This window comes from Cellulomonas flavigena DSM 20109, assembly GCF_000092865.1.
Classification (GTDB): Bacteria; Actinomycetota; Actinomycetes; order Actinomycetales; family Cellulomonadaceae; genus Cellulomonas; species Cellulomonas flavigena.
Genome location: NC_014151.1, coordinates 213,212 through 237,437 on the forward strand (window position 1 = coordinate 213,212; position 24,226 = coordinate 237,437).

Here is a 24,226-nt window from a genome sequence, read left to right on the forward strand (position 1 = left end):
CGTGCGTCCGGCGGGACGCGGTCCGCGGGGGAGGCTCAGCCCCCGGCGGTCACGGGCCCTGACATGCGCACGTGCACGCTCACGCCGCGCACGCTCGTCGGGACGTCGGCGAACCGGGGACGCACCCCGCTCCCCTTCTCGGGCTCGCGGACACGCACGAGCACCCCGTAGCCGCCGGCCTCGGGCGCGATGCCGATGCCCGCGACGTCGGGACGCCCGGCGAGCGTCCGTTTCAGCTCGTCCTTGGCGCGTCGTGCCTCGTCCAGATCGGCCACTGCCAGCACCTCCCGCGTCGTCCCGGGGCGCCGGCGCCGCGTCCGCGTCAGGCGAGGAGCGTCGCGTCGAGCGCCGTCAGGACGGCATCGATGGGGTTGACGTACGTCAGCCCACGCCCATTGTCGCCCCCGTACTCGGAACCGGCAAAGAGCAGACCGAGTGCCACCCCGTCCTCGCGGTAGACCAGCGACCCCGAGTCCCCGCCGCGCGAGAACGGACCGGTGCCCAGGCCCTCGACCTCGATCTGGTCGTCGAAGCGCAGGTCGCCCAGCTCGTCGCCGTAGCCGACCACGATGTCGTCGAGCTCGATCGCCGTCACGCGGCCGCGGGTGACGGACGTCGTCCGGCCGATCTTCACCACCGGCTCGCCACCGAGCGCGCGGGCGGTGGTCGTGATGCGGCCGACGGGGTACGTCGGGTCGACCTCCGGGTCGTCGAGCAGCGCGATCGCGGCGTCGACCATGGCGGTCGTCCCGGCGACGAGCGGCGCGAAGGCGGCCAGCGTGCCCACCCGGTCGGCCGGGGCACCGCCGCCGTCGGCGGGGCCGGGCTGCACGATCAGGTCGCCCGGGCGCGCGGACGGCGAGCCGGCGAGGACGTGGTGGTTCGACAGTGCGTGCACCACGCCGTCGACGAGCACGAACGCGCCCAGCGTGCCGGCCGTGACGTCGACGTGCGCGATCGAGACGCCCGGCCGCAGCGGCCGGACGCGTCCCGTCTCGCCCAGGGCCTGCGCGGTGACGACCGGTGGCCGCGGGCCCGGGACCGCCGCGCTGCCGACCTCGGTGCCCGCGCCGGTGGCACCCGTCAGCGCCCGGATCTCGCCCGTGCGGCGCAGGTCCACGACCTTGCCGACCTCGCCGATCTCAGCCGCCACCTGGTGGGCGATCGAGCGCACGTCCGGGGCGCCGAGCCGGTAGCGCAGGGCGATCCCGAAGCCGCCGTCCGGGGCGGGGGCGAGCCCGACGGCCAGCGGCGCGGCGACCTCACCCTCGGTCGTCGACGGCCGCACCACGCCCTCGACGAGCGTGCGTGCCACCGCCACCGCGTGCGCCTTCGCCTTGCGTGCCTCGTCGTGGTCCATGGGTCCCCCTTCGTCGTCGCCACCAGCCCCCTGCTGCGCGCGGGCGCCCATTGTGTCCGGTGCGTCCGACACGCGCCGTCCGCGATCGTCCTGCGGACGCTCGGCACCGTCCCCTCGTCCCCGCCGTCCGGCGCCGGGAACGGCGACGCCCCACCCGGGAGACCGGGGTGGGGCGTCGTGGTCGGGCGTGCGCGTCAGGCCGGCGGGACGGGCGGGTTGTCGTGACGCTCGATGACCTCACGGTGCGAGGTGTTGGCACGCTGGTTGGTCATCGCGATCGCGAGGATCAGCGCGAGGGCACCCGCGCCCATGCAGATGTAGCCGATGACCGTCAGGTCGACACCCTCGATGCGGTCGGAGACGCCGAACGAGAGGATCGCCCCGATCACCAGGAGTGCGATGCCGGTACCGATACCCATGTCGCTCCTTCGTCGTGCCTCGGTGCGGGCCACCGTGACCCACCTGGTGGCCGAGTCTGGTCCCACCCGGGGGGTCTCGCACGTCGAACGCCCGGCCGCGGGGCCGTCCGGGGGACGCACGTGCGGGCGTCGTCACGGGTGGCCGGAGGGCGTCCGAGACGTTTCGGCGGGTGTCCGGGGGTGCGCCCGCCTGGCTAGCGTCCGGCCATGGTGGTCACCGGTCGTGCTGTCGCCCGTGCCCTGTCGCGGCGGACCCGCGCCCGCCGCCCGGCGACGCTCCCCGTCGCGGTCGCGGCGTCGCTCGCGTTCGTCGTCGGTCTGCTCGCGCCGGTGACCGCGACCGCCGGCGCGCCGCCCGGCGTGCCGCTGCCCGACGGCGCGCTCGCGGCGGTGGGCGACCTCACGCCCGTGCACGACCCCGCGCTCGTCGTCGAGGGCGACACCTGGCACGTCCTCGGCACGGGGCGCGTCGACCGCGAGAACGGCGGCACGATCCAGCACTGGGTGTCCCGCGACGCGGGCGTGACCTGGAACTACGCGCGGACGATCTGGCCGTCGGTGCCGACGTGGCTCGACCAGCGGATCAGCGGGCTGGAGAACCTCTGGGCGCCCGAGGTCGTCGAGCACGACGGCACGTACTACCTCTACTACTCGGCGTCGCGGTTCGGCACGAACACGTCCGTGACGGCGCTGGCGACGAACACCACGCTCGACCCGGCGGACCCCGCGTACCGGTGGGTCGACCAGGGTGAGGTGATCTCGTCGCCGCAGTCCGGGCTGCCCGGGGGCATGGCGTTCAACGCGATCGACGCGGGTGTGGTCGACGTCGACGGCCGGCCCTGGATGGCGATCGGGTCGTTCTGGCACGGGATCTTCCTCGTCGAGCTCTCGTGGCCCAGCGGCAAGCCCGTGCCGTCCTGGCGCACGACCGCCCGGCACCTCGCCGCCGGCCGCCCCGACGGGAACGCCGTCGAGGCGCCCTACCTGTACGCCCGCGACGGCTGGTACTACCTGTTCGTCTCCGAGGGTGCGTGCTGCCGCGGGACCGACTCGACCTACCGGATCTCGGTGGGGCGCTCGCGCGACGTGACCGGCCCGTACGTCGACCGGAACGGGCGTGACCTCGTCGCCGGCGGCGGCAGCGTGCTCCTCGAGCGGCACGGCGTGCAGGCCGGGCCCGGCGGGCAGTCGGTCTCGCAGGACGTCCTGGCGTACCACTACTACGCGACGAACGACGGCGGGACGCCCACCCTCGGCCTGCAGAAGCTGCGGTGGGTGGAGGGCTGGCCCGTCGCGGACACGCGTGCCGCCGCGGCCACCGTCACCGCGCAGCCCGCCGACGGGTCCGTCGGCCTCGGCGGCACGACGACGCTCACGCTGGGTGCGTCCGGCTCGCCGGCACCCGTCGCCGTGTGGCAGACGTCCGCCGACGGCGGCCGCACCTGGCAGTACGCCGGCAACCAGCGCGTCGTCGACGGGCGCTCGACGCACGTGCTGCGCGACGTGCGCGTGGAGACGCAGGTGCGGGCGTACCTGGTGAACGCGACGGGGACGGTGCTGACGCGGGCAGCGAGGGTGCGGCCGTCGCCGACGTCGATGCCGAGCCCAACGCCGAGCCCGACGTCGAGCGTGACGCCGAGCCCGACGCCCTCGCCGACCGTCGAGCCGAGCCCGACGCTCCCGGCCGCGGCGACGTGCGCGGTCGCGTACGCGGCGACCTCCTGGGGCGACGGGTTCACCGCATCGGTGCGGCTCACCAACACCGGCTCGGCCCCGCTGACGTGGACGCTGACGTTCGACCTCGCCGACGGTCAGCGCGTGGCGCAGGGCTGGAGCGCGACGTGGGCCCAGACCGGCACGACGGTCCGTGCGAGCGGTGCGTCGTGGAACGCCACGCTCGCCCCCGGGGCGACGGCCGACATCGGCTTCAACGGCACCCACACGGGCAGCACCCCGGCGCCGACGTCCTTCACGGTCGCCGGCACCCCCTGCACGTCGGCCTGAACCTGCGCCGTGCGCGGACGGTAGGTTCGCGCGCATGGGCTGGCGGACCGTCTCCTCGCGCGTCGTGTACGAGAACCCCTGGATCCGGGTGCGCGAGGACGACGCGCTCGCGCCCGACGGGCGCCCGGCGCGGTACGGCGTGGTCGAGCTGCGGCCGTCGGTGTTCGTCGTCGCGCTCACCGACGACGACGAGGTCGTGCTCGTCACGACCGACCGCTACACCACCGGACCGCACTCGATCGAGGTGCCGGCGGGCGGCACCGACGGCCAGGAGCCGCTGGTCGCCGCGCAGCGCGAGCTCGCCGAGGAGACCGGCCTCGTCGCGCGCGAGTGGACGCGGGTCGGCACGGTCGACGCGCTCAACGGGATCGCGCGGGCCGTCGAGCACGTGTTCGTCGCGCGGGGCCTGTCGCCCGCCGTGGACACCGCCACCACGCGCCACGAGCAGGCCGCCGAGGGCATCACCGACGTGCGGACCGTCCCGTTCGCCGAGGTGCTGCAGATGATGAGGACCGGCAGGATCCGCGACGGCGAGACCGTCGCCGCGATGGCGCTCGCGGCGCTGCACCTGGGCCGCCTGGCCTGAGGGCGACGGGCGGCGACGACGACGGTCATGTCCCCGCCCTGGCGCGGCGGTCGCTGCCGGCCCGCTCCGGTCAGCGGGACGGTGGCGCCGTCGAGTCCCGCACGACGAGCGACGTTGCGAGCTCGATGTGGTGCGAGTCCGGCTCGCGGCCGGAGGCCATGGCCAGCACCGTGCGCAGCGCGACGCGGCCGATGTCGTCGAGCGGCTGGTGCACGCACGTCAGCGGCGGGTTGGTCCACGCGGCGACGTACGTGTCGTCGTACCCGACGACCGACAGGTCCCGTGGCACCGCCAGCCCCAGCAGGCGTGCGGCCTCCAGCACGCCGAGCGCCTGCGCGTCGCTGCTCGCGACGACCGCGGTGGGCGGGTCGGGCAGGCGCAGCAGCTCGTCGGCGGTCTGCCGGGCGGCGTCGTGGTCGAACGCGACGTGCCGGACGAGCGCGGGGTCGACGGGCACGCCGGCGCGCTGGCACGCGGACCGGTAGCCGTCGACGCGCGCGACGGCGCTGATCGACACCTCGGGTCCGCCGATCATGGCGATGCGCGTGTGCCCCAGACCCAGCAGGTGCTCGGTGGCCGTGCGGCCCCCGCTCCAGTTCGTGGACCCGACGGACACCAGCTCGGGCGTCGTCAGGTGCAGCGGGTCGATGACGACGACGGGCAGGCGGGCCCGCGCGATGGCCGCGTAGGTCGTCTCGGTGACCTGCGCCGTGACGACGATCGCGCCGGTCCGACGCGCGGCCACGAGCCGCCGCGTCCACGTCGCCGGGGGTGTGGGGCGTGCGCCGCCGCCGCGGCTCAGGCGGGACACGGCGACGTCCGCGTCCGCGTCCTCCGCGGCGAGGGTGACGCCGCGCAGCACCTCCATCGCGTACGGGCTGTCGAGCTTGTCGACGAGGAACTCGACCGTGCGGCGTACCTCGGGGCGCCGCTCGCCGGGGGCGCGGTAGCCGAGCTGCGCGACGGCGGCCTCGACGCGCTCGCGGGTGGCGGGGGCGACGTCGTGCCGGTTGAGGACCTTGGAGGCGGTGGCGATGGAGACCCCGGCGAGCTCCGCGACGGCGGTGAGCGTGGGGCGGCGCTCGGGTGCTGGCATGGTGCGTCCTTCCGTCCTCGGGCCGAAACTAGTCCGCGGGAGCCGAAAACTCCACTCGCTCGGGCGGCCCCCGTTGCGCCTTCCGGGCCTGCCGTTGACAGGACACAGGGCGAAAACTAGCGTGAAAACCACGGCACGGTGACCGAAAAGTTTTCTGCCGACGAGGTCGAGGCTCCGGGCGCCCGCCGCCGCACCGCGCGACGACGCGCACCGACGACGAAGAGGTCTTGCCCGCATGAGCACGCCCGCCACCCGTCCCACCAGCGCGCAGTGGCCGATCGCCGCCGCCATGCTCCCGTTCCCCGCGTCGCAGGACGCGCCGGCGGACACCTGGGTCGACCACCTCGCCGAGGTCGCGTACGAGGGTTTCACCGAGGTCGACCTCACGGACTCCTGGGTGCAGCCGGGCGACCTGGCGCCGGCCCGGCTCGAGGAGCTGCGTGACGCACTGGTCACGGTCGGGCTCGACCCCGTCGCGCTCTCCGCGATCCGCCGCTCGGTCATCGACCCGCGGACGGGCGACGAGAACCTCGCCTACTCGCACCGCACCATCGACGCGGCCGCAGCGCTCGGCGTCCGCGTCGTCAGCGTCGGGCTGCACCGCCCCCTGCTGCCCGCCCAGCGCGAGGCGTTCTGGTTCTGGACCGAGGAGGGCCCGCACGACCCGACGGACCCCGAGACGTGGGACCGCGCGGTGACGCGGCTGCGCGAGCTCGGCCGGCACGCCGCCGAGGTGGGCGTCGAGCTGTCGCTCGAGATGTACGAGGACACGCTGCTCGGCACGGCGGAGTCCGCCGTCCGGCTCGTCCACGACATCGGGGAGGCGAACGTCGGCCTCAACCCCGACCTCGGCAACCTCGTCCGCCTGCACCGCCCGATCGAGGACTTCCAGGCCGCCGTCGCCGCGTGCCTCCCCGTCTCCAACTACTGGCACGTCAAGAGCTACTTCCGTGACGAGGACCGCGCCACCGGTACGTACGTCGCGCTGCCCGCCCCCATGGAGATGGGCGCGGTGAGCTACCGGACCGCGATCCGCACGGCCGTCGAGTCCGGGTTCACCGGCCCGTTCTGCGTCGAGCACTACGGCGGCGACGGCCTGTCCGTCTCCGCGCGCAACGCGCGGTACATCCGCCGCATGCTGGCCGTCGCCACCGGCGAGGCCCGCGCGTCCGTCCTCGCGGCCGCGGCGGCGCAGCGATGAGCGCCCGCGTCGCGGTCCTCGGCCTGGGGGCCATGGGGCTGCCCATGGCCACCGCGCTCGCGCGGACGTTCGACGTCGTCGCGTACGACATCGCCGACGAGCGGGTCGGGCTCGCGGTCGAGGCCGGCGCGACGGGCGCGGCGAGCGTCGCCGAGGCGTGCACCGGCACCGACGTCGTGGTCGTCGGTGTGCGGGACGGCGCGCAGCTCGACGCGCTCGTGCTCGGCGACGGCGGCGTCGCAGCGTCCCTGCCGGCGGGTGCCGTGGTCGTCGTGACGTCGACGGTCGGCGAGGACGCCGTGCGCTCGACCGCCGCCGCGCTCGCGGCCCGCGGCATCCTCACGGTCGACGCACCCGTCTCCGGCGGGCCCGTGCGGGCCGGCACCGGCGACCTGCTCGTCATGGTCGGTGCCGACGACGACGCCCTGGCCGCCGCGCGCCCGGTGCTCGACGCGCTCTCGTCGTCCCTCACCGTCGTCGGCGGCATCGGTGCAGGTCAGCAGCTCAAGACCGTCAACCAGCTGTTGTGCGGCATCCACACCGCCGCGGCGTCCGAGGCCCTTGCGCTCGCGCACCGCCTGGGCCTGGACCTCGACGCGTGCATCGAGGTGCTCGGGCAGGGAGCCGCCGCGTCGTTCATGCTGGCCGACCGCGGCCCGCGGATCGCGCAGCAGCTGCGCGGCGAGACCCCGCCGCTGCGCTCGCGGCTCGACGTCATCGGCAAGGACATGGGCATCGTCGGGGACCTCACGCGCCGCCTCAAGGTCGCGACGCCCGTCGCCGCGGCCGCCGAGCAGCTCTACCGGCAGGTGTCCGCCGCCGGCCTCGACGCGGCCGACGACTCGGTCGTCGCGACGCGCCTGCTGCGGGAGGAGACATGGTGAGGCCGCTGGCCGACGACCCGGCACGGTTCGTCGACGACGCGCTCGACGGGTTCGTCGACCTGTACGCCGACCAGGTGCGGCGCGTGCCGGGCGGGGTCGTGCGAGCCGTCGCCGCGCCGCGCTCCGAGGTCGCCGTGGTGGTGGGCGGCGGGTCCGGGCACTACCCGGCGTTCTGCGGGCTCGTCGGCCCGGGGTACGCGCACGGGGCCGTCGTCGGCAACGTGTTCACGTCCCCCTCGACGGCCGACGCGGTGTCCGTGGGTGCTGCCGCCGCGGGTGACGCGGGCGTGCTGCTGCTCACCGGCAACTACGCCGGCGACGTCATGAACTTCACGCTCGCGCGCGACGAGCTGCGGGCCCGCGGCGTCACGGCCGAGTACCTCGTCGTCACCGACGACGTCGCGTCCGCACCCGCCGGCGACGAGGCGCGCCGCCGCGGCATCGCCGGCGACCACGTCGTCTTCAAGGTCGCCGGGGCCGCCGCCGCCGAGGGCCGGTCGTTCGACGACGTCGTGGCCGCCGCTCGCCACGCCAACGACCGCACCCGCACCCTCGGCGTCGCCTTCGACGGCTGCACCCTGCCCGGCGCCGACGCGCCGCTGTTCACCGTGCCCGAGGGCACCGTCGGCCTGGGCGTCGGCATCCACGGCGAGCCCGGCATCGGCGAGATGCCCGCGTGCACCGCGAGCGAGCTCGCCGCCGCCCTGGTCGAACCGCTGCTCGCCGAGCGTCCCGCCGGTGCGGGCCCGCGCGTGGGCGTCGTGCTCAACGGCCTGGGCCGCACCAAGTACGAGGAGCTCTTCGTGCTGTGGCGGGCCGTGCGCCCGCTGCTCGACGCCGCGGGCCTGCAGGTCGTGCAGCCCGACGTCGGCGAGCTCGTGACCAGCCTCGACATGTCCGGGTGCTCGCTCACGCTCGTGTGGCTCGACGACGACCTGGAGCGCTGGTGGTGCGCGCCCGCGCACACGCCCGCGTACCGGCGGGGCGTCGTGGGGGTGGCCGGGTCGGGTCGCGCCGGGTCCGCGGGTGACGAGGGCACGACGGTCGGTGGCTCGTCGTCGCCGACCGCCGCCGGGACCCCGGGTGCGGCGACGGTCGGCACCGGTGCGACGGCCGACGGGTCGTCGGCGCCCGCCGCGTCGGGCGCCGCACAGGCCGCGCGCGTCGTCGACGAGGCGGACGCTGCCGAGGCCCGGCTCGTCGTCGCCGCGCTGCACCGGGTCGCCGGGACGCTGCGGGACCTGGAGCCCGAGCTGGGTCGTCTGGACGCCGTCGCCGGCGACGGCGACCACGGACGCGGCATGGTGCGCGGCTCGAGCGCCGCCGCCGCGGCCGCGCAGGCCGCCGCCGCGGCCGGTCACGGTGCCGTCGCGTGCCTGCGCGACGCGGGCCGGGCGTGGGCCGACAAGGCCGGCGGGACGTCGGGCGTGCTGTGGGGCGCGGGCATCGGCGCGGTCGCGCACGCGCTCGCTGCGCGGCCCGTCGCGGACCCGTCGGCACGGCTCGCCGCGGCCGTCCGCGCGGGCATCGCGGCCGTCGTCGCGCTGGGCGGTGCGCAGCCGGGCGACAAGACGATGGTCGACGCGGCCGAGCCGTTCGCCGCCGCGCTCGAGCAGGGTGCGGCCGCCGGCCAGGACCCGGCCGTCGTCTGGGACGCCGCGCTCGACGCGGCCCTCACCGCCGCACAGGCCACCGCCGACCTGCGCCCGCGCCTGGGCCGTGCGCGCCCGCTCGCCGAGCGCAGCGTCGGCACGCCGGACCCGGGCGCGGTGTCGTTCGTCGCCGTCGCCGGTGCCGTCCGGTCCGTCGTCGTCCCGGGGGAGGGCTCATGAGCGTCGCGAGGATCGTGGTCGGGGCCGACGAGGCAGGGCTGGCGTACAAGGACGCGCTCGCGGACCTGCTGCGCGCGGACCCGCGCGTCGAGGTCGTCGAGGACGTCGGCGTGCACGCGGACGACGACACCGCGTACCCGCACGTCGCCGTCGCCGCGGCGCGTCGCGTCGCCGAGGGCGGGGCCGACCGCGCGCTGCTCGTCTGCGGCACGGGCCTGGGCATGGCGATCGCCGCCAACAAGGTGCGCGGGGTGCGCGCGGTGACCGCGCACGACACTTTCTCCGTGCAGCGCTCCGTGCTGTCCAACGACGCGCAGGTGCTGTGCCTCGGTCAGCGCGTCATCGGGCTGGAGCTCGCCAAGACCCTCGTGCGCGAGTGGCTCGCGCACGAGTTCGACCCCGCGTCCGCGTCCGCCGCCAAGGTCGACGCGATCCGCGGGTACGAGACCGCGGAGCCTGGGGAGGGCTCCGCCGGGATCGACGGCACCGCCAGGGGAGGCGGGAGCTGCTGAAGGGGCGGGCGGTCACGCGTGGCGGTGAGGGGAGCACCGCGCGACCGCCCGCTCCGGCGCGACGGGCGGTCCGGCCTCGGTGACGGGGGCCGGACCGCCCGCCCGTCTCCGCTCCCCCACCCCCACCCCACCCTCGCCCGCGAGCCGTCGATCCAGCCCACTCCTGGGACGCGAGCCAGCGATCCCACCCCCCACCCCCCACCCGGGCGCGAGCCGTCGATCCAGCCCCACTCGCCGGGGGCTCCCCGCCCCCACCCGGGCGTGAGCCGTCGATCCGGCCCTGCCGGGGCGCGACGAATCGGCTCTCTCGCGCCCTCGGGGGGAGCCGGCGACCGGGTCAGTGTGTGAGCTTGAGGCCGATGACGCAGCCGACGATCCCGAGGATGAGCAGGATCTTCACCAGGCTCGCGGGCTCGGTGCCCGTGAGCATCGCGTACGTGACGGTGAGGGCGGCGCCGATGCCGACCCACACGGCGTACGACGTGCCGGTGGGGAGCGTGCGCATCGCGTAGGCGAGCCCGCCCATGGACGCGATCAGCGCGACGCCGAACAGGACGGTCGGGCCGGGGCGCGTGAAGCCCTCGGAGCGGCCGAGCGCCGAGGCCCAGACGGCCTCCAGCACACCGGACAGCACGAGCACGACCCACGCGAGAGAGGTGGCGGACACGGATGACCTCCGTCGGCTGCCGTCTTGTCGCTCTCCGGGTACGGCGCCCCTCGTCCGGGGACCCGCGCTGACGTCGGGTCCGGCCCCATGCTCGCACGCGGGACCCGCACTCGGCGGAGAAGGGGGCGGTGTCGGGGTCAGGCGGCTGTGGCGGTGGGGGCGAACTGGGTGCGGTACAGGTCGGCATAGAGGCCGCCGGACGCGAGCAGGTCGACGTGCGTGCCCGTCTGGACGACGCGTCCGGCCTCGACGACGACGATGAGGTCCGCCTGCCGCACGGTGGACAGCCGGTGCGCGATGACCAGGGACGTCCGCCCGACGAGCGCCTCGTCGAGTGCCGCCTGCACCGCGGCCTCGGACTCCGAGTCGAGGTGGGCCGTCGCCTCGTCGAGGACGACGACGTCGGGGGCCTTGAGCAGCAGTCGGGCGATGGCCAGGCGCTGGCGCTCGCCGCCGGACAGGCGGTAGCCGCGGTCGCCGACGACGGTGTGGATGCCGTCGGGCAGGGACGCGACCAGGTCCCACACGTGCGCGGCGCGCAGGGCGCGCTCGATGTCGTCGTCGGTCGCGTCGGGGCGGGCGAAGCGCAGGTTGCCGGCGATGGTGTCGTGGAAGAGGTGCGCCTCCTGGCTGACGACGCCCACGGTGTCGCGCAGGGACGCGGCGCTGACGTCGCGCAGGTCCTGCCCGGCGATGCGCACGGCGCCGCGCGTCGGGTCGTACATGCGCGTGACGAGCTGGGAGATCGTCGTCTTGCCGGCGCCGGACGGGCCGACGAGCGCGACCATCGCGCCCGCGGGGACGTGGAACGTCACGTCGCGCAGGGTGTCGGCGTGGGCGTCGCGGCCGAGCGCGGCGACGGACTCGAGGGACGCCAGCGAGACCTCGTCGGCCGACGGGTAGCGGAAGCCGACGCGCTCGAGGTCGAGGCTCGCACCGCGGGCGGCGACGGCCGTGCGCAGGTCGGTCGCGCCGGGCTTCTCGGCGACCATCGGCTCGAGGTCGAGGACCTCGAGGACGCGCTCGAACGACACGAGCGCGGTCATGACGTCGACCTGCACGTTCGACATGGCCGTCAGCGGGCCGTAGAGGCGGCCGAGGTACGCGGCGAGCGCGACGACGACACCGACGGTGAGCTCGCCTCGGATCGCCAGCAGGCCACCGACGCCGTAGACGACGGCCGTGGCGACGGCCGCGACGGTGGTGAGACCGATGCGGAACCATGTCGAGTACAGGGCGCGCTTGACGCCGATGTCGCGGACGCGGCCGGTCTGCTCGGCGTAGGCCGCGGACTCGCGGACCGGGTCGCCGAAGATCTTGACGAGGTGGGCGCCGGCGACGTTGAACCGCTCGGTCATGGTCTGGGACGCGTCGGCGTTGAGCTCGTAGGACTCGCGCGTGATCGCCGCGATCCGGCGCCCGAACCACCGCGCGGGCAGCACGAACACGGGCACGAGGACGAGCGAGAGCAGCGTGAGCTGCCAGGACATCGTGAGCATCGCGGCGAGCACGAACACCACGGTCAGCGAGTTGCTGACCACGTTGGACAGCGTGGACGTGAACGCCTGCTGGGCGCCGAGCACGTCGCCGTTGAGCCGCTGGACGAGCGCGCCGGTCTTGGCGCGGCTGAAGAACGCGAGCGGCATGCGCTGCACGTGGTCGAACACGGCGGTGCGCAGGTCGTGGATGAGGCCCTCGCCGATGCGCGCGGACACCCAGCGCTCGGCGACGCCGAGGACGGCGGAGACGACCGCGAGACCGGCGACGACGGCGGCGATGCCGACGACGGTGCCGGTGCGTCCGGCGGTGATGCCGTCGTCGATGAGCCGCTGGAACAGCCAGGGCGTCACGGCGCCGACGGCGGCGCTCAGGGCGATGAGGACGAGGAACACCGCGAGCCGGCCGCGGTACGGGTGGGCGAACGCGAGGATGCGGCGCAGGGTGCCGGGGGCCAGGCGCTGCCGGGCGACGTCACGGTCGCGGCTGAAGCCGCGCATGCCGGGGTTGCCGCCGGGGAGGGGTCCGGGGTGGGCCATGGGGGACCTCCAGGGGTCGGAGGGCGCGGGCCGAGCCGCGTCTGATGCTGAGGTTACCTCACGATGAGCAATATTCACCTCTCGGGTATTCCCCGGTAACCTCGGAACCGTGCAGCAGCGGACGGACGGCCACCACGACGACGGGCACGACGGTGCGCCCACGTCCCGGACCGCGTCGTCCGACCCCGCGACGTCCACGGTGCGGCACCTCCGCCCGGGGCGCGACCCGGAGCGCCCGCTCCCGCCCGCCGAGGAGCTGCTCGAGCTCCTGCACGACGTGCTGCGCGCCGTCCGTCGCGACACCGCCGACCGGCTCGGGCCCGGCGCCGCGCCGGGTCAGCTGCGCATGCTCCGGGTGCTCGACCGCTGCGAGCGCCCCTGCCGCCTCGGTGAGCTCGCCGAGGCGCTCGACGTCGCGCCGCGGTCGGTGACGACGAAGGTCGACCAGGCGGAGGCCGACGGGTGGATCCGCCGGATCCCCGACCCGCGCGACCGGCGCGCGACCCTCGTCGAGCTCACCGACGCCGGCCACGACCTGCTCGACCGCGCGGCCCGGCAGCGGCACGCGGGCGTCCGCGCCCGGCTCGACGCGCTCGACCCCGACGAGCAGCGCACGCTGCTCGACCTGCTGCGCCGGGTCGCGGGGGCGACGCCGGGCGACTGATCGTCGTGCGGGTCGTCCGCGTGCGGGCCGTGCGCGGCGGTGCGACCGTCGTCGTATGGCCGACCGTCCTCGCCTGTCCGTGACCTCGGTGACCGTCGGGTCACCGGACCCTCGCGCCTCCGCGCGGTTCTGGGCGCAGCTGTTGGGGCACCGGATCACCGCGGACGACCCGCCCGGCCCCGACGAGCCGGCCGAGGGCGGGTGGGCGCGGGTCTCGCCACCCGCGGGCGTCGACGGGCTGACCCTCGCGTTCGAGCACGAGCGGCAGTGGCGGCCTCCCGTGTGGCCCGCGCGCCCCGGTGAGCAGCTGGCGACGCAGCACGTCGACGTGCACGTGCGCGACGGGGACCTCGACGCGGCGGTCGCGTGGGCGGTCGCGTGCGGTGCCCGTCTGGCCGAGCACCAGCCGCAGGACGACGTCCGGGTCCTGTTCGCCCCCGACGGCCACCCGTTCTGCCTGTTCCTGTGAGAGCGGCCCCGCGTGGTCGTACCTGTGACCACGTCGCGGTCCGGCCGAGTCGGATCTGACCACTTCCCGGTGGGCGGATCTCAGCCCGGGGAATCGCGGAGGAGGCGTTCATCCGGGTGCCTATGACTGTGCATTTAATAGTCCACAGGACTAACATCTGCACTGTGAGTGTGGATGCGCTGACCCGGATCTCGCGGGCGCCCATGCGGACCGTCCGAGCGCGGGATCTTGCCGACGTCTACGCGTACCCCGCACCTGCGCTGGCCGATCTCGCTCGACGCGACCTCGTCCGGCGTCTGGCCCACGGCGTCTACTGTGCGGTGCCGCCGGAGCACGTCGGCACCGGCTGGTTCCCGACCGTGGAGGCGGCGGCCGCGGCGGTCGCGACGGCCTTCTACGGCGATCGGGTGCCCGTGCTGACCGGGGTGTCGGCAGCGCGGGTCCACCAGGCGTGGCCGCGAGCGGTGAGCGACGGGTACGTGGCGGTCCCGGCCCGGCACCGCCCCTTGAGCCTCGCCGACCGACCGGGCGCGATCCGTTTCGTCACCCGCGCCGTCGAGACGCTGGATGCCGTCGCCGTACCCACCGAGCTCGGCGCTGCCCTCGTCACCACTCCGGAGCAGACGGTTCTCGACCTGGCCAGGTCCGATCCGCACGGCGACGTGGCGGACGTCGAGGCGGCCATCGACGCGATGTGGGACACCTGCGACGTCCAGGTGCTGGCGGGCATCGCGGCCCGGCATCGCATGCGGGCGACGTTCGAGCGCGTCGCGGCGGATCGATGAGCACGCAGATCGAGGAGTGGCACCGCGTCGCGGCGCAGTTCGGTGTCGGGACCGAGCAGGTGCGGCGCGACCACCTGATCTCCCACGTGCTCGCTGCGCTCGCGAGCTCTCTGTCCACCGACGACGTCGTGTTCTTCGGGGGTACGGCGCTGTCGCGGACGTTCCTGGTGGACGCGAGGCTGTCCGAGGACGTCGACCTCATCGCGCTCGCGCCACGCACGGACGTCGCCAGGGCGATCGAGGTAGCCGTGGCGCGAGGATTGGCACGCACGCACGGACGTGTCTCCTGGCGACCGGCGTTGACGGCCACGATGGGGAGCCGGCCTGCGGTGCTCGTCGCGGGGGAGTCCCTCGGCGTCCAGGTGCAGCTCGTGCCCGGGTCCGGTTATCTCTGGCCGACGGAGGTCAGGGCGATCGAGCAGCGCTACGCGGATGCTCCGGCGGCACGCCTCCGGACGCTCACGGCACCGGGCTTCGCCGCCGCAAAGCTGGCGGCGTGGATGGACCGCGGTGCGTCGCGTGACCTGTACGACATGTGGGCGCTGTCCGAGCGCGGCTACATCGGCCCTGAAGCGGTGGACGTCTTCAGGCGCGTCGGTCCGACGGCGCGCGCACCCGAGAACTGGGTCTTCTCGTCCGGTCCGACACAGTCCTCGTGGGAGCACGACCTGGCCCACCAGACGGTCCTCAGGGTGACGGCGTCCGAGGCGTTGGCGCGCGTCGCCGACGCCTGGGCGCGCGCACGGTGACGTCCGCCGCGCTGTCACCGACGCCTCAGCCCGGTGCCACCACCTGCAGCGCCACCGCACCGACGGCGGTCGCGCCGCCCACCAGCTCCTCCGCCGCGTCCCACCAGCGGTCGACCACGGCCCCGGCGTCGTAACCGAGCGCGGTGAGCCCTCCGACGACCACGGCCACCCCCGTCCCGTAGGCGGCGTACGCGGTGAGCGGGGCGACGAGCGCGCGCTCGCGCCACGACCCGGTGGTCCCCAGGACGGGCACCGCGAAGTGGCCGCCGCGGCTCCACACCTCGTCGAGGACGGGCGTCCGGCGCCACCAGCGCGGCGGCCGCGGCTCCCACGGCCACAGCAGCGGCACGCCGGCGTCGGTGAGCATGTCCCCGGCGACGTGCACGGCGGCACCCAGGCCGACGGCGACGGGCAGCCAGTCCCACTCGGTGGGGGCGGCGACGGTGATGAACGCGGCGAGCGCGAGCGCCAGCGGCCACGAGTCGCGACGACGGCGCGTGAGGCGCAGCGCCTGGGCGGCGAACGCGACGAGCAGCACCGACATCAGGCCCGCGCCGACGGCGAGGTCGCCCAGCGCCTCCGTCGCGACGGTGACCTGCCCGGCTGCCCAGGCGACGCCCGTGAGCGCCGCGATGCCCAGTAGCGAGTGGGTGCCGTTGCGGTGCCCGCCGGACACCTTGCCGACCACGTCGCACACCCACTGGGACACCGGGCGCAGGGAGTTCGCGACCGTCGCGTCGTGGTGGTCCGCGTCCGGGGCGAGCGCGGCGCCCGCGCAGACGAGCGCGCCGGTGAGGACGCCGAGCGGCGACGTCGGGTACCAGCCGAGCGTCCACGGCGCGGTCGAGGCGACGGCGACCCACGCGGCGGCGCCGCACAGGGCGTGGTGCGCGCCCTTCACCGGGCGGCCCGGACGGCGGTGGACGGGGCGGGGCGGCGCTCGGCCAGTCGCACGCGGTACTCCTGTGCAGGTCGGCAGGGGTGGGCGGGTCCACCTCAGCCGATCGGGTGACGAGCGTCAAACGTCCGGTGTGTCCGGGTGCCGCGTGCCCGGGAGTCGACGCCGAGACGTGACCTGGAACCCCCACGGGACTCCCGCTGCGCCCGCTACGTTCCGTGCGTGACCACGCAGCTCGGCGACACCGCCACCCACCCGTCCCCCGCCGTCTACCTGCCCGGGCCGGGCCCGCGTGCGGGCGCTGCCCTCAACATGGTGGTGGCCGTCGGCGCGCTCGTCGGCGGTGTGGTGGGGCTCGTCGTGGAGGTCGGCAACGGGTTCACCGGCACCGCGCAGCGGTACGGCTCGGAGTTCCCCGTGTGGATCGTGTGGGCGGCGGGAGTCGCGCTGGGTGGCTGGATGCTCGTTCAGCGTGCCCGTCGCGCGCCGTGGTACCGCGGCTGGTCGATGATCGAGATGGTCGAGCGGCCCGACGGGATCGTGCTGTTCGTCGGCCGGCTGGGGCGCCGCCACGAGGGCCTGCAGGTGAACCGCGGCGAGACCGTCACGCTGAGCGCCGACCAGGCGAGCAGGACGACCTTCCACTACGTGGTGAGCACCCGCTCGGGGTCGATGACGTTCTCCGCCGACGGCTACGTCCACAAGCTCACGATGCAGCCCCTCGAGGAGGCGGCGGCACGGCACGGCATCACCGTCCTCACGACGGGACACGCGGACCGGATCCCGCGCCGCGTGTGACCGCGGCGCGGTAACGCCCGGGCGGGTGCCGGACACGTGGCGGGTGACCCCTGTCCCGCCACGGAGGGAGGCCCGTGAGCCCGCCACCGCCCGGTGACGCCGACGCACGCCGCGTACGGTTCACCGACCTGTTCGACCGCACCCACGCGCCGCTGCTCGCGTATGCCGTCCGCCGCGTCGCCGATCCGGCCGACGCTGCCGACGTCGTCGCCGAGACGTTCCTGGTGGCCTGGCGTCGCCTCGACGACGTCCCGGCGGGCGAGGCGGCGCGGCCCTGGCTGTACGGCGTCGCGCGCCGCGTGCTGGCGAACCACTACCGCGGTGAGCGGCGACGGCTGGCGCTCGCGGACCGGCTGCGCGAGCAGGTCGTCGAGGCCGTCGCGCCGCACGAGCCCGTCGACCCCGTGCTGCTCCGTGCGATGGACGCCCTGCCGCCCGACGACCGCGAGCTCCTGCGTCTGGTCGCGTGGGAGGAGCTCGCGCGCGACGAGATCGCGCTCGTCCTCGGCGTCCCGCGCGCCACGGTCCGCGTCCGGCTGCACCGCGCCCGGCGACGGCTGATGGCGCAGCTCGCGGCGCTCGGCGAGGCGCGCGAGGACCCGGACCCACCTCCCACCGTGCAACGCACGGACGACATCGGACACGTCAGGAGCGGATGGGCGAGCGCCCGTCCCGGACCTCAGGAGGCGAGATGAACGACGACCTGGTGCGGCGCCTGCGGGCGGCGGACCCGGCGGCGCGCCTGCACCTGCGGGCGGACGACGCGATGCGGGAGGCGATCATGACCACGGACGTCACGACGGACAGGGCGGCGCAGGTGGCGCGAGGGCGCCGGCTGCGGCGCGGGCTGGTCTCGGGAGGGCTGGCGACGGTGCTCGTCGGCGGCGGGGTCGCGTACGCCGGGGTGGTGAACGACTGGTACCGCGGTGGTGGTGCGCACGACGGGCTCACCTGCCTGACGCAGTGGGGCGGCCCCGAGGACGAGCGGTCCGGGGGGCCCGTGCTCAGCGGCGACCTCGTGGCCGACTGCCGGCGGTACCAGGAGGAGACCGGGCTGGCGGCCATCGAGGACGCGGTCGCGTTCCGGCACCAGGGGGTCCTCTACGTGGCGCCGCGCGGTGAGGTGCCCGCCGACGCGACGCTCGTCGCGGCGGGTCCGGACGACCTCGCGCTGCAGGAGCTCGAGTCGAGCCTCATGGACTGGGTGGACGGTCTCGGGTCGCTGTGCCTCGACGAGTCCGCGGCCGTCGCGGCGGCGCGTGCCGAGCTGGACCGGCTGGGGCTCGACGACTGGTCCGTCCGCACGCAGGCGTCGGTCCCCGTGGGGGCGGGCCAGGAGCCGGATCCCGGTGCCGGGTCGTGCGCCGACATCACCTACGCGTACGACACGGCGGACGAGGAGGTGGTCGACCCGGGTCTTCCGGACCCGGTCGCCGAGCCGGCGGACGCGCCCGTGCCGAGTGCGCACCCGGAGTCGGTCCCGTCCGGCGCCCGGCCGAAGACGCCGGCGTCGACGACCTCCGCGTCGGCCGCACCCGCGCCGTCACCCACGGCGGGCGACCTGGAGTGGCCGTACGGCCAGGTGCCGCGCACGCTCGCGGTCCTGCCGCACAGCAGGGCGCCCCGCGACAGCCTGCGCGAGCACAGCGTCCCGTTCGTGTACGACCTGCGTGACCTGCTGCGGGAGCGGGTCGCGGACGCGTGCGTCGAGCTGGACGAGGCCGAGCGGATCGTGACGGAGGCGATCGGCGACGAGCACCACTGGCCGACCGTCGTGATCGAGGACGGGGAGGTGCAGTGCACGCGCGTCGACCTGGCGGTGGGCGGCTCGATCCAGGTGAGCCTGCGCGGCCCGCGGGGGTGAGCTGCTCGGTCTGACGGTGACGCCCCGTCCCACCCCGGACCGGACGTGTGTCCGGTCCGGGGTGGGACGGGTGTTGCGTCCCGGCTTCCATGCCGTAGGTTAGGCGCGCCTTAGTGAGGCGAGCCTCACCACACCGCAGGGGAGAACGCGTGCACGAGCTGCTGTCCGCCGCGAGCGCCGACGCCTACGTCGACGCCATGCGCGGCACCGTCGACCGGGTCGCCACCCGGTTCCGCACCACCACCCAGCCGTTCTCGGGCGCGTCCCGCGAGCAGCTCCAGGCCCTCGTCGACGCGGTCGACCTCGATGCCCCGGGCCGCGGCACCCCCGCGGCCCTGCGCGAGATCGACGAGCTGTTCGCGCAGCACGCCGTGTGGTTCCACGACCCCGCGTACACCGCGCACCTCAACTGCCCGGTCGCGCTGCCGGCCGTCGCGGCCGAGGCCGTGCTCGCGGCGGTCAACCCGAGCGTCGACACGTACGATCAGTCGACGGTCGGCACGCTCATGGAGCGCCGCCTGGTCGCGTGGACGGCCCGGCGCATCGGGTTCCTGGCCGGGGGCGGGGTGTTCACGTCCGGCGGCACGCAGTCCAACCTGCAGGCGCTGCTGCTGGCCCGCGAGCACGCGCTGGCCACGGCACCGGGGGTGCGGGCCTCGGACCTCGTGGTCCTCGCGACCGCGTCGAGCCACTTCTCGGTGCAGCGCGCCGCGTACCTGCTGGGCCTCGCGCCCGACGCGGTGCGGCTCGTGCCCGTCGACGAGCGCGGGCGGATGCGCCCCGACGCGCTGCGCATCGCGCTGCGGCACGTCGCCGACGACGGCCGGTACACCGCCGCCGTCGTCGCGACGGCCGGCACCACCGACCGCGGCTGCCTCGACCCGCTCGCGGACGTCGCGGACATGTGCGACGCGGCCGACGTGTGGTTGCACGTCGACGCCGCGTACGGCTGCGGGCTGCTCGTCAGCCGCACGCGCCGGCACCTGCTCGACGGCATCGAGCGCGCCCGCTCGGTGACGGTCGACTTCCACAAGGCGTTCTTCCAGCCGGTGTCGTCGTCCGCGCTCGTCGTGCGGCACACCGCGGACCTGCGCCTGGTCGCGCACCACCACGACTACCTCAACCCCGCGGGGGAGGACGAGCCCAACCAGGTCGACGTGTCCCTGCAGACCACGCGCCGGTTCGACGCGCTCAAGCTGTGGGCGACCCTGCGCGCGCTCGGTGCCGACCGCCTCGGCGAGATGGTGGACGCGACCATCGACCTGGCCGCGGCCGTGCACGACCTCGTCGCGGACGACCCGGACCTGCGCCTGCTGGCGCCGACCGACCTGTCGACGGTGCTCTTCCGCTACCAGCCGGACGGGCTGGACGACGCCCACGCGGACGCGCTCGTCGGCGAGGTGCGCCGAGTGCTGTTCGGCTCGGGCCGCGCGCTCGTCGCCCGCACGACTCTCGACGGCCGCCCGTGCCTCAAGCTCACGCTGCTCAACCCGGCCACGACGGTGGCGGACGTGCGGCACGTGCTCGAGCTCGTCCGGCAGACGGCCGCTGCGCTCGTCGAGCGCGACGACCTGCTGCGCCCGGACGCGGCGGTGGCCCTGTGAGCGCGGCGCAGGTGCGTCCCGACGCGCCCGTCCACGACCTCGTGGGCGTCGGCATCGGCCCGTTCAACCTGGGCCTCGCGGCGCTCGCCGCCCCGCTCGACCTCGACGCGGTCTTCCTCGACCGCGCCGACGAGTTCCGCTGGCACCCGGGCATGATGCTCGAGGGCGCGACCATCCAGGTCCCGTTCCTCGCAGACCTCGTGACGATGGCCGACCCGACCAGCCCGTACTCGTTCCTCGCGTGGCTCAAGGCCACCGGCCGGCTGTACGCGTTCTACATCCGCGAGTCGTTCTACCCGCTGCGCGCCGAGTACGACGCGTACTGCCGGTGGGTCGCCGAGCAGCTCCCGGCGCTGCGGTGGGGGCGCACGGTGACGTCGGTCGAGGTCGACCCGCACGACGCGGACCTGTACGTCGTCCACGCCGCCACGGCGAGCGGCGTCGAGTCGTACCGCACGCGGCACGTCGTGCTGGGCGTCGGCACGCAGCCCGTCGTCCCGGCGGCCCTGCGTGACCTCCCGGGCCCGGCGGTGCACTCGGCCGACTACCTCACGCACCGCGACGCGCTGCAGGCGGCGGGGTCGGTGACGGTCGTCGGCTCGGGGCAGTCGGCGGCGGAGGTCTACCGCGACCTGCTCGAGGCGACGGGCCCGGGCGGGCCGCGCCTGGACTGGGTGACGCGCTCGCCGCGGTTCTTCCCCATGGAGTACACCAAGCTGACGCTCGAGATGACGTCGCCGGAGTACACCGACCACTTCCACGCCCTGCCGGCGGAGCTGCGCGACCGCCTCACGCGCGAGCAGCGCGGCCTGTACAAGGGCATCAGCGGCGACCTCGTCGACGACATCTACGACACGCTCTACCGCAAGAGCGCGACGGGCGCGGTGCCGACGACGCTGCTGTCGGACACCGAGGTGCTCGGCGCCACGTGGGACGGTGAGCGGTACACGCTGCGCCTGCGGCACGCGCAGCTCGGCGTCGAGCACGAGCGCACCACCGACGCGCTCGTGCTGGCCACGGGCTACGCGGCCCAGGTGCCCGACGTCGTCCTGGGCATCGCGCACCGCCTCGCGTGGGACGATCGCGGTCGGCTCGACGTCGCGCGGGACTACTCCGTCGACGGTGGCCGCAGGAGGGTGTTCGTGCAGAACGGCGAGGAGCACACGCACGGCCTGACCGCGCCCGACCTCGGCTTCGGGGCGTGGCGCTCGTCCGCGATCCTCGCGGCCGTGTGCGGGCGTGAGGTGTACCCGCGCGAGCAGCGCATCGCGTTCCAGGAGTTCGGCGTCCCGACGGGGGCGCACCCGGCGCCCGCCGGGACGGTGACCGCGCCGCTCGCGACCGCCGCCGACGGGACTCCGCGGTGACGGGCTGGCGCGGCCAGCCGACCGAGCCGCTGTCCGCCGAGACGGTCCGCGACGAGGCATGGAAGCACATCGGCCCGATCCGCCTCGACCGCGTCGTCCCGGAGCGCGACGCCCTGGCGCTGCACCACTGGCTCACGCACCCGTCGTCGGCGTTCTGGCAGATGACGGAGCTGGGTCTCGACGAGGTGCTGGCGTACTCCCGGCGCGTGGCCGACGCGACCGACGAGCACGCGTGGATCGGCCGCATCGGCGGGCGCCCGCGGTTCATGGTCGAGACCTACGACCCGTCGCGCGTCCTGCTCGCCGGCCTCTACCGCGCCCGCACCGGCGACGTCGGCATGCACCTGCTCACCGCCCCGGCCGAGGGCCCGCGCCTGCACGGCCTCACCGACGCCGTCATGGCCGCGACCATGCGGTTCTGCTTCCGCACGCTGCGCGCCCAGCGCGTCGTCGTCGAGCCCGACGTCCGCAACACCGCGATCGCCGCCAAGAACGCCGCCGCCGGCTTCCGCGTGGTCCGCGAGATCGACCTGCCCGGCAAGCGCGCGGCGCTGTCCGTCTGCACCCGCGAGGACTTCGCGGCCAGCCGACTCGGCGCCCGGACCATCCACGAGGACCCCCGATGACCCTGACCGCCGTCGCACCCGCCCCCGTCCGGCCGCACACCGCCGACCACCTCACCCCCGAGCACATGGCCGCCGCCCAGCGGCACCTGGTGACCAAGGCCCTCGCGGAGTTCGCGCACGAGCGCCTGATCGCCCCGGCACTCGACCGGACCGTGCCGGCCGACGGCGACGTGCGCGCCTACGTCCTCACGCTCGACGCCCCCGACGGGCACCGGGCCGTCTACCGCTTCCGGGCCCGGCGTCTCGCCCTCGAGCACTGGGCGATCGACGCCGCGTCCCTCGAGCGCGAGGTCGACGGCAGCCCCGCGCCGCTCGACGTGCAGGACCTCGTGCTCGAGCTGCAGCCGCTGCTGCAGGTGCCGGACGACATGCTGCCGCTGTACCTCGAGGAGCTCGCCTCGACGCTCGCGAGCCACGCCTACCGGCGCGCGCGCCCGCAGCCGACGGTCGCGGAGCTGCTCGACGCGGACCTGCTGACGGTCGAGTCCGCGATGACCGAGGGGCACCCGTGCTTCGTCGCGAACAACGGGCGCATCGGGTTCGGGGTCTCGGAGCACGCCGCCTATGCGCCTGAGGCGGCGCAGCCCGTGCGGCTGCTGTGGCTGGGCGTGCGGCGGGCCGTCAGCCACGTCGCGACGGGCGAGGGCCTGAGCGAGGAGACGCTGTACCGGCACGAGCTCGACGACGCGACGCGCGACGCGTTCGCCGCACGGCTGCGCGACCTGGGGCTGGACCCCGCGGAGTACCGGTACCTGCCGGTGCACCCGTGGCAGTGGGAGCACCGCCTCGCGATCACGTTCGCGCCGGACGTCGCGCGGCGCGACCTCGTGCTGCTGGGGGAGTCCGACGACACCTACCGCCCGCAGCAGTCGGTGCGCACGCTCATGAACGTCGACCGGCCCGACCGGCACTACGTGAAGACGGCCGTCGCGATCCAGAACATGGGGTTCCTGCGCGGGCTGTCGCCGTACTACATGCGCACGACGCCCGCGATCAACGACTGGGTCGCGAGCCTCGTCGACACGGACACCGAGCTCGCCGCGTGCGGTGTGCGGCTGCTGCGCGAGCGCGCGTCGATCGGGTACACGGGTGACGCGTACCACCGCACCGCCGAGCCCTCGAAGCACCGGGCCATGGTCGCGGCGCTGTGGCGCGAGCAGCCGGTGCTCGCGCCCGGGCAGCGGGCCACGACGATGGCCGCGCTGCTGCACCGCGACGCCGCCGGCGACGCGTACGCGACGGCCGCCGTCCGCGCGTCCGGCCTCGACCCCGTCGACTGGCTGCGCGCCTACCTGCGGGTCTACCTGCGCCCGCTCGTGCACTGCCTGCGCGCGTACGACCTGGCGTTCATGCCGCACGGCGAGAACGTCATCCTCGTCTGGGAGGACCATGTGCCCGTCGGCGCGTTCCTCAAGGACATCGGCGAGGAGATCGCCGTGCTGTCCGACCGGCCGCTGCCCGAGGACGTCGAGCGGGTGCGGACCGTGGTGGACGACGAGGAGAAGGCGCTGGCGATCTTCACCGACGTGTTCGACGGCGTGCTGCGGCACCTCGCGGCGGTCCTCGTGACCGACGGCGTGCTGGCCGAGGACGCGTTCTGGGACCTCGTCGCCGAGACCATCGACGCGCACCTGGCCGACCACCCGGACCTGCCGTCGGGCGTGGACCTGCGTGCGCCGCGGTTCAAGCACTCGTGCCTCAACCGGCTGCAGCTGCGCAACACCGAGCACATGGTCGACCTCACCGACCTGTCGGGGTCGCTGATCTACGCGGGCACGCTCGCCAACCCCGTCGCGCGGTCCTGA

The 24,226-nt window shown here is 75.2% G+C and carries 24 protein-coding genes and 1 riboswitch; of the genes, 17 read left to right on the plus strand and 7 right to left on the minus strand.

Annotated elements, in window-relative coordinates; translation table 11 throughout:
- Nucleotides 1-35 precede the first annotated feature (35 nt).
- The 3 genes from CFLA_RS00890 to CFLA_RS00900 form a co-directional block, all read right to left on the minus strand.
- Nucleotides 36-275, minus strand: coding sequence for a hypothetical protein (locus CFLA_RS00890; protein WP_013115429.1), 240 nt, complete (start codon nucleotides 273-275; stop codon nucleotides 36-38).
- 47 nt (nucleotides 276-322) lie between these two features.
- Nucleotides 323-1,360: a chymotrypsin family serine protease gene (locus CFLA_RS00895; protein WP_013115430.1), complete on the minus strand. Its 1,038-nt coding sequence runs from the start codon at nucleotides 1,358-1,360 to the stop codon at nucleotides 323-325.
- A 194-nt stretch (nucleotides 1,361-1,554) separates the two neighbouring features.
- Nucleotides 1,555-1,779, minus strand: coding sequence for a DUF6458 family protein (locus CFLA_RS00900; RefSeq protein ID WP_013115431.1), 225 nt, complete (start codon nucleotides 1,777-1,779; stop codon nucleotides 1,555-1,557).
- 207 nt (nucleotides 1,780-1,986) lie between these two features.
- On the opposite strand from CFLA_RS00900, the gene CFLA_RS18795 reads away from it, so the two are divergent.
- Both CFLA_RS18795 and CFLA_RS00910 read left to right on the plus strand, forming a co-directional pair.
- Entirely contained in the window at nucleotides 1,987-3,783 is a 1,797-nt protein-coding gene (locus CFLA_RS18795) for a family 43 glycosylhydrolase (protein WP_013115432.1), read from the plus strand.
- Nucleotides 3,784-3,817: 34 nt separating this feature from the next.
- Nucleotides 3,818-4,369, plus strand: coding sequence for an NUDIX domain-containing protein (locus CFLA_RS00910; RefSeq protein ID WP_013115433.1), 552 nt, complete (start codon nucleotides 3,818-3,820; stop codon nucleotides 4,367-4,369).
- A gap of 70 nt (nucleotides 4,370-4,439) precedes the next feature.
- On the opposite strand, the gene CFLA_RS00915 is transcribed toward CFLA_RS00910, so the two are convergent.
- Nucleotides 4,440-5,465 carry a LacI family DNA-binding transcriptional regulator gene (locus CFLA_RS00915; RefSeq protein WP_013115434.1) on the minus strand — a complete coding sequence of 342 codons (1,026 nt, stop codon included), beginning with the start codon at nucleotides 5,463-5,465 and terminating at the stop codon, nucleotides 4,440-4,442.
- Between the two features lie 235 nt (nucleotides 5,466-5,700).
- Here CFLA_RS00915 and CFLA_RS00920 point away from each other — a divergent pair, with 235 nt between their 5' ends.
- The 4 genes from CFLA_RS00920 to CFLA_RS00935 are packed head-to-tail and all read left to right on the plus strand — an operon-like array spanning nucleotide 5,701 to nucleotide 9,894.
- Nucleotides 5,701-6,666, plus strand: coding sequence for a sugar phosphate isomerase/epimerase family protein (locus tag CFLA_RS00920; protein WP_013115435.1), 966 nt, complete (start codon nucleotides 5,701-5,703; stop codon nucleotides 6,664-6,666).
- Nucleotides 6,663-7,550 carry an NAD(P)-dependent oxidoreductase gene (locus CFLA_RS00925; RefSeq protein WP_013115436.1) on the plus strand — a complete coding sequence of 296 codons (888 nt, stop codon included), beginning with the start codon at nucleotides 6,663-6,665 and terminating at the stop codon, nucleotides 7,548-7,550. Before CFLA_RS00920 ends, CFLA_RS00925 begins: the two co-directional genes overlap by 4 nt.
- Entirely contained in the window at nucleotides 7,544-9,382 is a 1,839-nt protein-coding gene (locus CFLA_RS00930) for a dihydroxyacetone kinase family protein (protein ID WP_013115437.1), read from the plus strand. The genes CFLA_RS00925 and CFLA_RS00930 overlap by 7 nt, the downstream gene beginning before the upstream one ends.
- Nucleotides 9,379-9,894, plus strand: coding sequence for a ribose-5-phosphate isomerase (locus tag CFLA_RS00935; RefSeq protein WP_013115438.1), 516 nt, complete (start codon nucleotides 9,379-9,381; stop codon nucleotides 9,892-9,894). The genes CFLA_RS00930 and CFLA_RS00935 overlap by 4 nt, the downstream gene beginning before the upstream one ends.
- Nucleotides 9,895-10,231: 337 nt before the next feature.
- On the opposite strand, the gene CFLA_RS00940 is transcribed toward CFLA_RS00935, so the two are convergent.
- On the minus strand, nucleotides 10,232-10,561 hold the full coding sequence (locus CFLA_RS00940; RefSeq protein ID WP_013115439.1) for a DMT family transporter: 330 nt from the start codon (nucleotides 10,559-10,561) through the stop codon (nucleotides 10,232-10,234).
- A 12-nt stretch (nucleotides 10,562-10,573) separates the two neighbouring features.
- A riboswitch (guanidine-III (ykkC-III) riboswitch) is annotated at nucleotides 10,574-10,645 on the minus strand.
- Nucleotides 10,646-10,698: 53 nt separating this feature from the next.
- Nucleotides 10,699-12,597 (minus strand): ABC transporter ATP-binding protein, encoded by a 1,899-nt coding sequence (locus tag CFLA_RS00945; RefSeq protein WP_013115440.1) that lies wholly within the window; start codon nucleotides 12,595-12,597, stop codon nucleotides 10,699-10,701.
- Between the two features lie 109 nt (nucleotides 12,598-12,706).
- Between CFLA_RS00945 and CFLA_RS20750 the strand changes: the two genes are divergently transcribed.
- From CFLA_RS20750 to CFLA_RS00965, 4 genes are all read left to right on the plus strand, one after another.
- Nucleotides 12,707-13,261 (plus strand): MarR family winged helix-turn-helix transcriptional regulator, encoded by a 555-nt coding sequence (locus CFLA_RS20750; RefSeq protein ID WP_013115441.1) that lies wholly within the window; start codon nucleotides 12,707-12,709, stop codon nucleotides 13,259-13,261.
- Nucleotides 13,262-13,316: 55 nt separating this feature from the next.
- Complete coding sequence (locus CFLA_RS00955; RefSeq protein ID WP_013115442.1) at nucleotides 13,317-13,730, plus strand: VOC family protein; 414 nt, start codon at nucleotides 13,317-13,319, stop codon at nucleotides 13,728-13,730.
- Between the two features lie 122 nt (nucleotides 13,731-13,852).
- Complete coding sequence (locus CFLA_RS00960; protein WP_081449622.1) at nucleotides 13,853-14,515, plus strand: type IV toxin-antitoxin system AbiEi family antitoxin domain-containing protein; 663 nt, start codon at nucleotides 13,853-13,855, stop codon at nucleotides 14,513-14,515.
- Nucleotides 14,512-15,264, plus strand: coding sequence for a nucleotidyl transferase AbiEii/AbiGii toxin family protein (locus CFLA_RS00965; protein ID WP_013115444.1), 753 nt, complete (start codon nucleotides 14,512-14,514; stop codon nucleotides 15,262-15,264). Before CFLA_RS00960 ends, CFLA_RS00965 begins: the two co-directional genes overlap by 4 nt.
- 25 nt (nucleotides 15,265-15,289) lie before the next feature.
- On the opposite strand, the gene CFLA_RS00970 is transcribed toward CFLA_RS00965, so the two are convergent.
- Entirely contained in the window at nucleotides 15,290-16,165 is an 876-nt protein-coding gene (locus tag CFLA_RS00970) for a metal-dependent hydrolase (RefSeq protein ID WP_013115445.1), read from the minus strand.
- A 219-nt stretch (nucleotides 16,166-16,384) separates the two neighbouring features.
- On the opposite strand from CFLA_RS00970, the gene CFLA_RS00975 reads away from it, so the two are divergent.
- The 7 genes from CFLA_RS00975 (at nucleotide 16,385) to CFLA_RS01005 (ending at nucleotide 24,226) form a co-directional block, all read left to right on the plus strand.
- Complete coding sequence (locus CFLA_RS00975) at nucleotides 16,385-16,960, plus strand: hypothetical protein (RefSeq protein ID WP_013115446.1); 576 nt, start codon at nucleotides 16,385-16,387, stop codon at nucleotides 16,958-16,960.
- 74 nt (nucleotides 16,961-17,034) lie between these two features.
- Entirely contained in the window at nucleotides 17,035-17,655 is a 621-nt protein-coding gene (locus CFLA_RS00980) for an RNA polymerase sigma factor (protein ID WP_013115447.1), read from the plus strand.
- Nucleotides 17,652-18,824: a hypothetical protein gene (locus CFLA_RS00985; protein WP_013115448.1), complete on the plus strand. Its 1,173-nt coding sequence runs from the start codon at nucleotides 17,652-17,654 to the stop codon at nucleotides 18,822-18,824. The genes CFLA_RS00980 and CFLA_RS00985 overlap by 4 nt, the downstream gene beginning before the upstream one ends.
- Before the next feature lie 149 nt (nucleotides 18,825-18,973).
- Complete coding sequence (locus CFLA_RS00990; protein WP_013115449.1) at nucleotides 18,974-20,428, plus strand: pyridoxal phosphate-dependent decarboxylase family protein; 1,455 nt, start codon at nucleotides 18,974-18,976, stop codon at nucleotides 20,426-20,428.
- Nucleotides 20,425-21,795 carry a lysine N(6)-hydroxylase/L-ornithine N(5)-oxygenase family protein gene (locus CFLA_RS00995; protein WP_013115450.1) on the plus strand — a complete coding sequence of 457 codons (1,371 nt, stop codon included), beginning with the start codon at nucleotides 20,425-20,427 and terminating at the stop codon, nucleotides 21,793-21,795. The genes CFLA_RS00990 and CFLA_RS00995 overlap by 4 nt, the downstream gene beginning before the upstream one ends.
- On the plus strand, nucleotides 21,792-22,421 hold the full coding sequence (locus CFLA_RS01000) for a GNAT family N-acetyltransferase (protein ID WP_013115451.1): 630 nt from the start codon (nucleotides 21,792-21,794) through the stop codon (nucleotides 22,419-22,421). Before CFLA_RS00995 ends, CFLA_RS01000 begins: the two co-directional genes overlap by 4 nt.
- A complete protein-coding gene (locus tag CFLA_RS01005) occupies nucleotides 22,418-24,226 on the plus strand; it encodes an IucA/IucC family protein (protein ID WP_013115452.1) in 1,809 nt (602 codons plus the stop codon). Before CFLA_RS01000 ends, CFLA_RS01005 begins: the two co-directional genes overlap by 4 nt.

Bases quoted from the DNA above. Each gene is read 5' to 3' on its own strand.
- CFLA_RS00910 (WP_013115433.1), top strand. From the start codon at position 3,818: ATGGGCTGGCGGACCGTCTCCTCGCGCGTCGTGTACGAGAACCCCTGG.
- CFLA_RS00900 (WP_013115431.1), bottom strand. From the start codon at position 1,779: ATGGGTATCGGTACCGGCATCGCACTCCTGGTGATCGGGGCGATCCTC.
- CFLA_RS00895 (WP_013115430.1), bottom strand. From the start codon at position 1,360: ATGGACCACGACGAGGCACGCAAGGCGAAGGCGCACGCGGTGGCGGTG.
- CFLA_RS00925 (WP_013115436.1), top strand. From the start codon at position 6,663: ATGAGCGCCCGCGTCGCGGTCCTCGGCCTGGGGGCCATGGGGCTGCCC.
- CFLA_RS00930 (WP_013115437.1), top strand. From the start codon at position 7,544: ATGGTGAGGCCGCTGGCCGACGACCCGGCACGGTTCGTCGACGACGCG.
- CFLA_RS00965 (WP_013115444.1), top strand. From the start codon at position 14,512: ATGAGCACGCAGATCGAGGAGTGGCACCGCGTCGCGGCGCAGTTCGGT.
- CFLA_RS00955 (WP_013115442.1), top strand. From the start codon at position 13,317: ATGGCCGACCGTCCTCGCCTGTCCGTGACCTCGGTGACCGTCGGGTCA.
- CFLA_RS00915 (WP_013115434.1), bottom strand. From the start codon at position 5,465: ATGCCAGCACCCGAGCGCCGCCCCACGCTCACCGCCGTCGCGGAGCTC.
- CFLA_RS00920 (WP_013115435.1), top strand. From the start codon at position 5,701: ATGAGCACGCCCGCCACCCGTCCCACCAGCGCGCAGTGGCCGATCGCC.
- CFLA_RS00935 (WP_013115438.1), top strand. From the start codon at position 9,379: ATGAGCGTCGCGAGGATCGTGGTCGGGGCCGACGAGGCAGGGCTGGCG.
- CFLA_RS01005 (WP_013115452.1), top strand. From the start codon at position 22,418: ATGACCCTGACCGCCGTCGCACCCGCCCCCGTCCGGCCGCACACCGCC.
- CFLA_RS00945 (WP_013115440.1), bottom strand. From the start codon at position 12,597: ATGGCCCACCCCGGACCCCTCCCCGGCGGCAACCCCGGCATGCGCGGC.
- CFLA_RS00960 (WP_081449622.1), top strand. From the start codon at position 13,853: ATGACTGTGCATTTAATAGTCCACAGGACTAACATCTGCACTGTGAGT.
- CFLA_RS18795 (WP_013115432.1), top strand. From the start codon at position 1,987: ATGGTGGTCACCGGTCGTGCTGTCGCCCGTGCCCTGTCGCGGCGGACC.
- CFLA_RS00985 (WP_013115448.1), top strand. From the start codon at position 17,652: ATGAACGACGACCTGGTGCGGCGCCTGCGGGCGGCGGACCCGGCGGCG.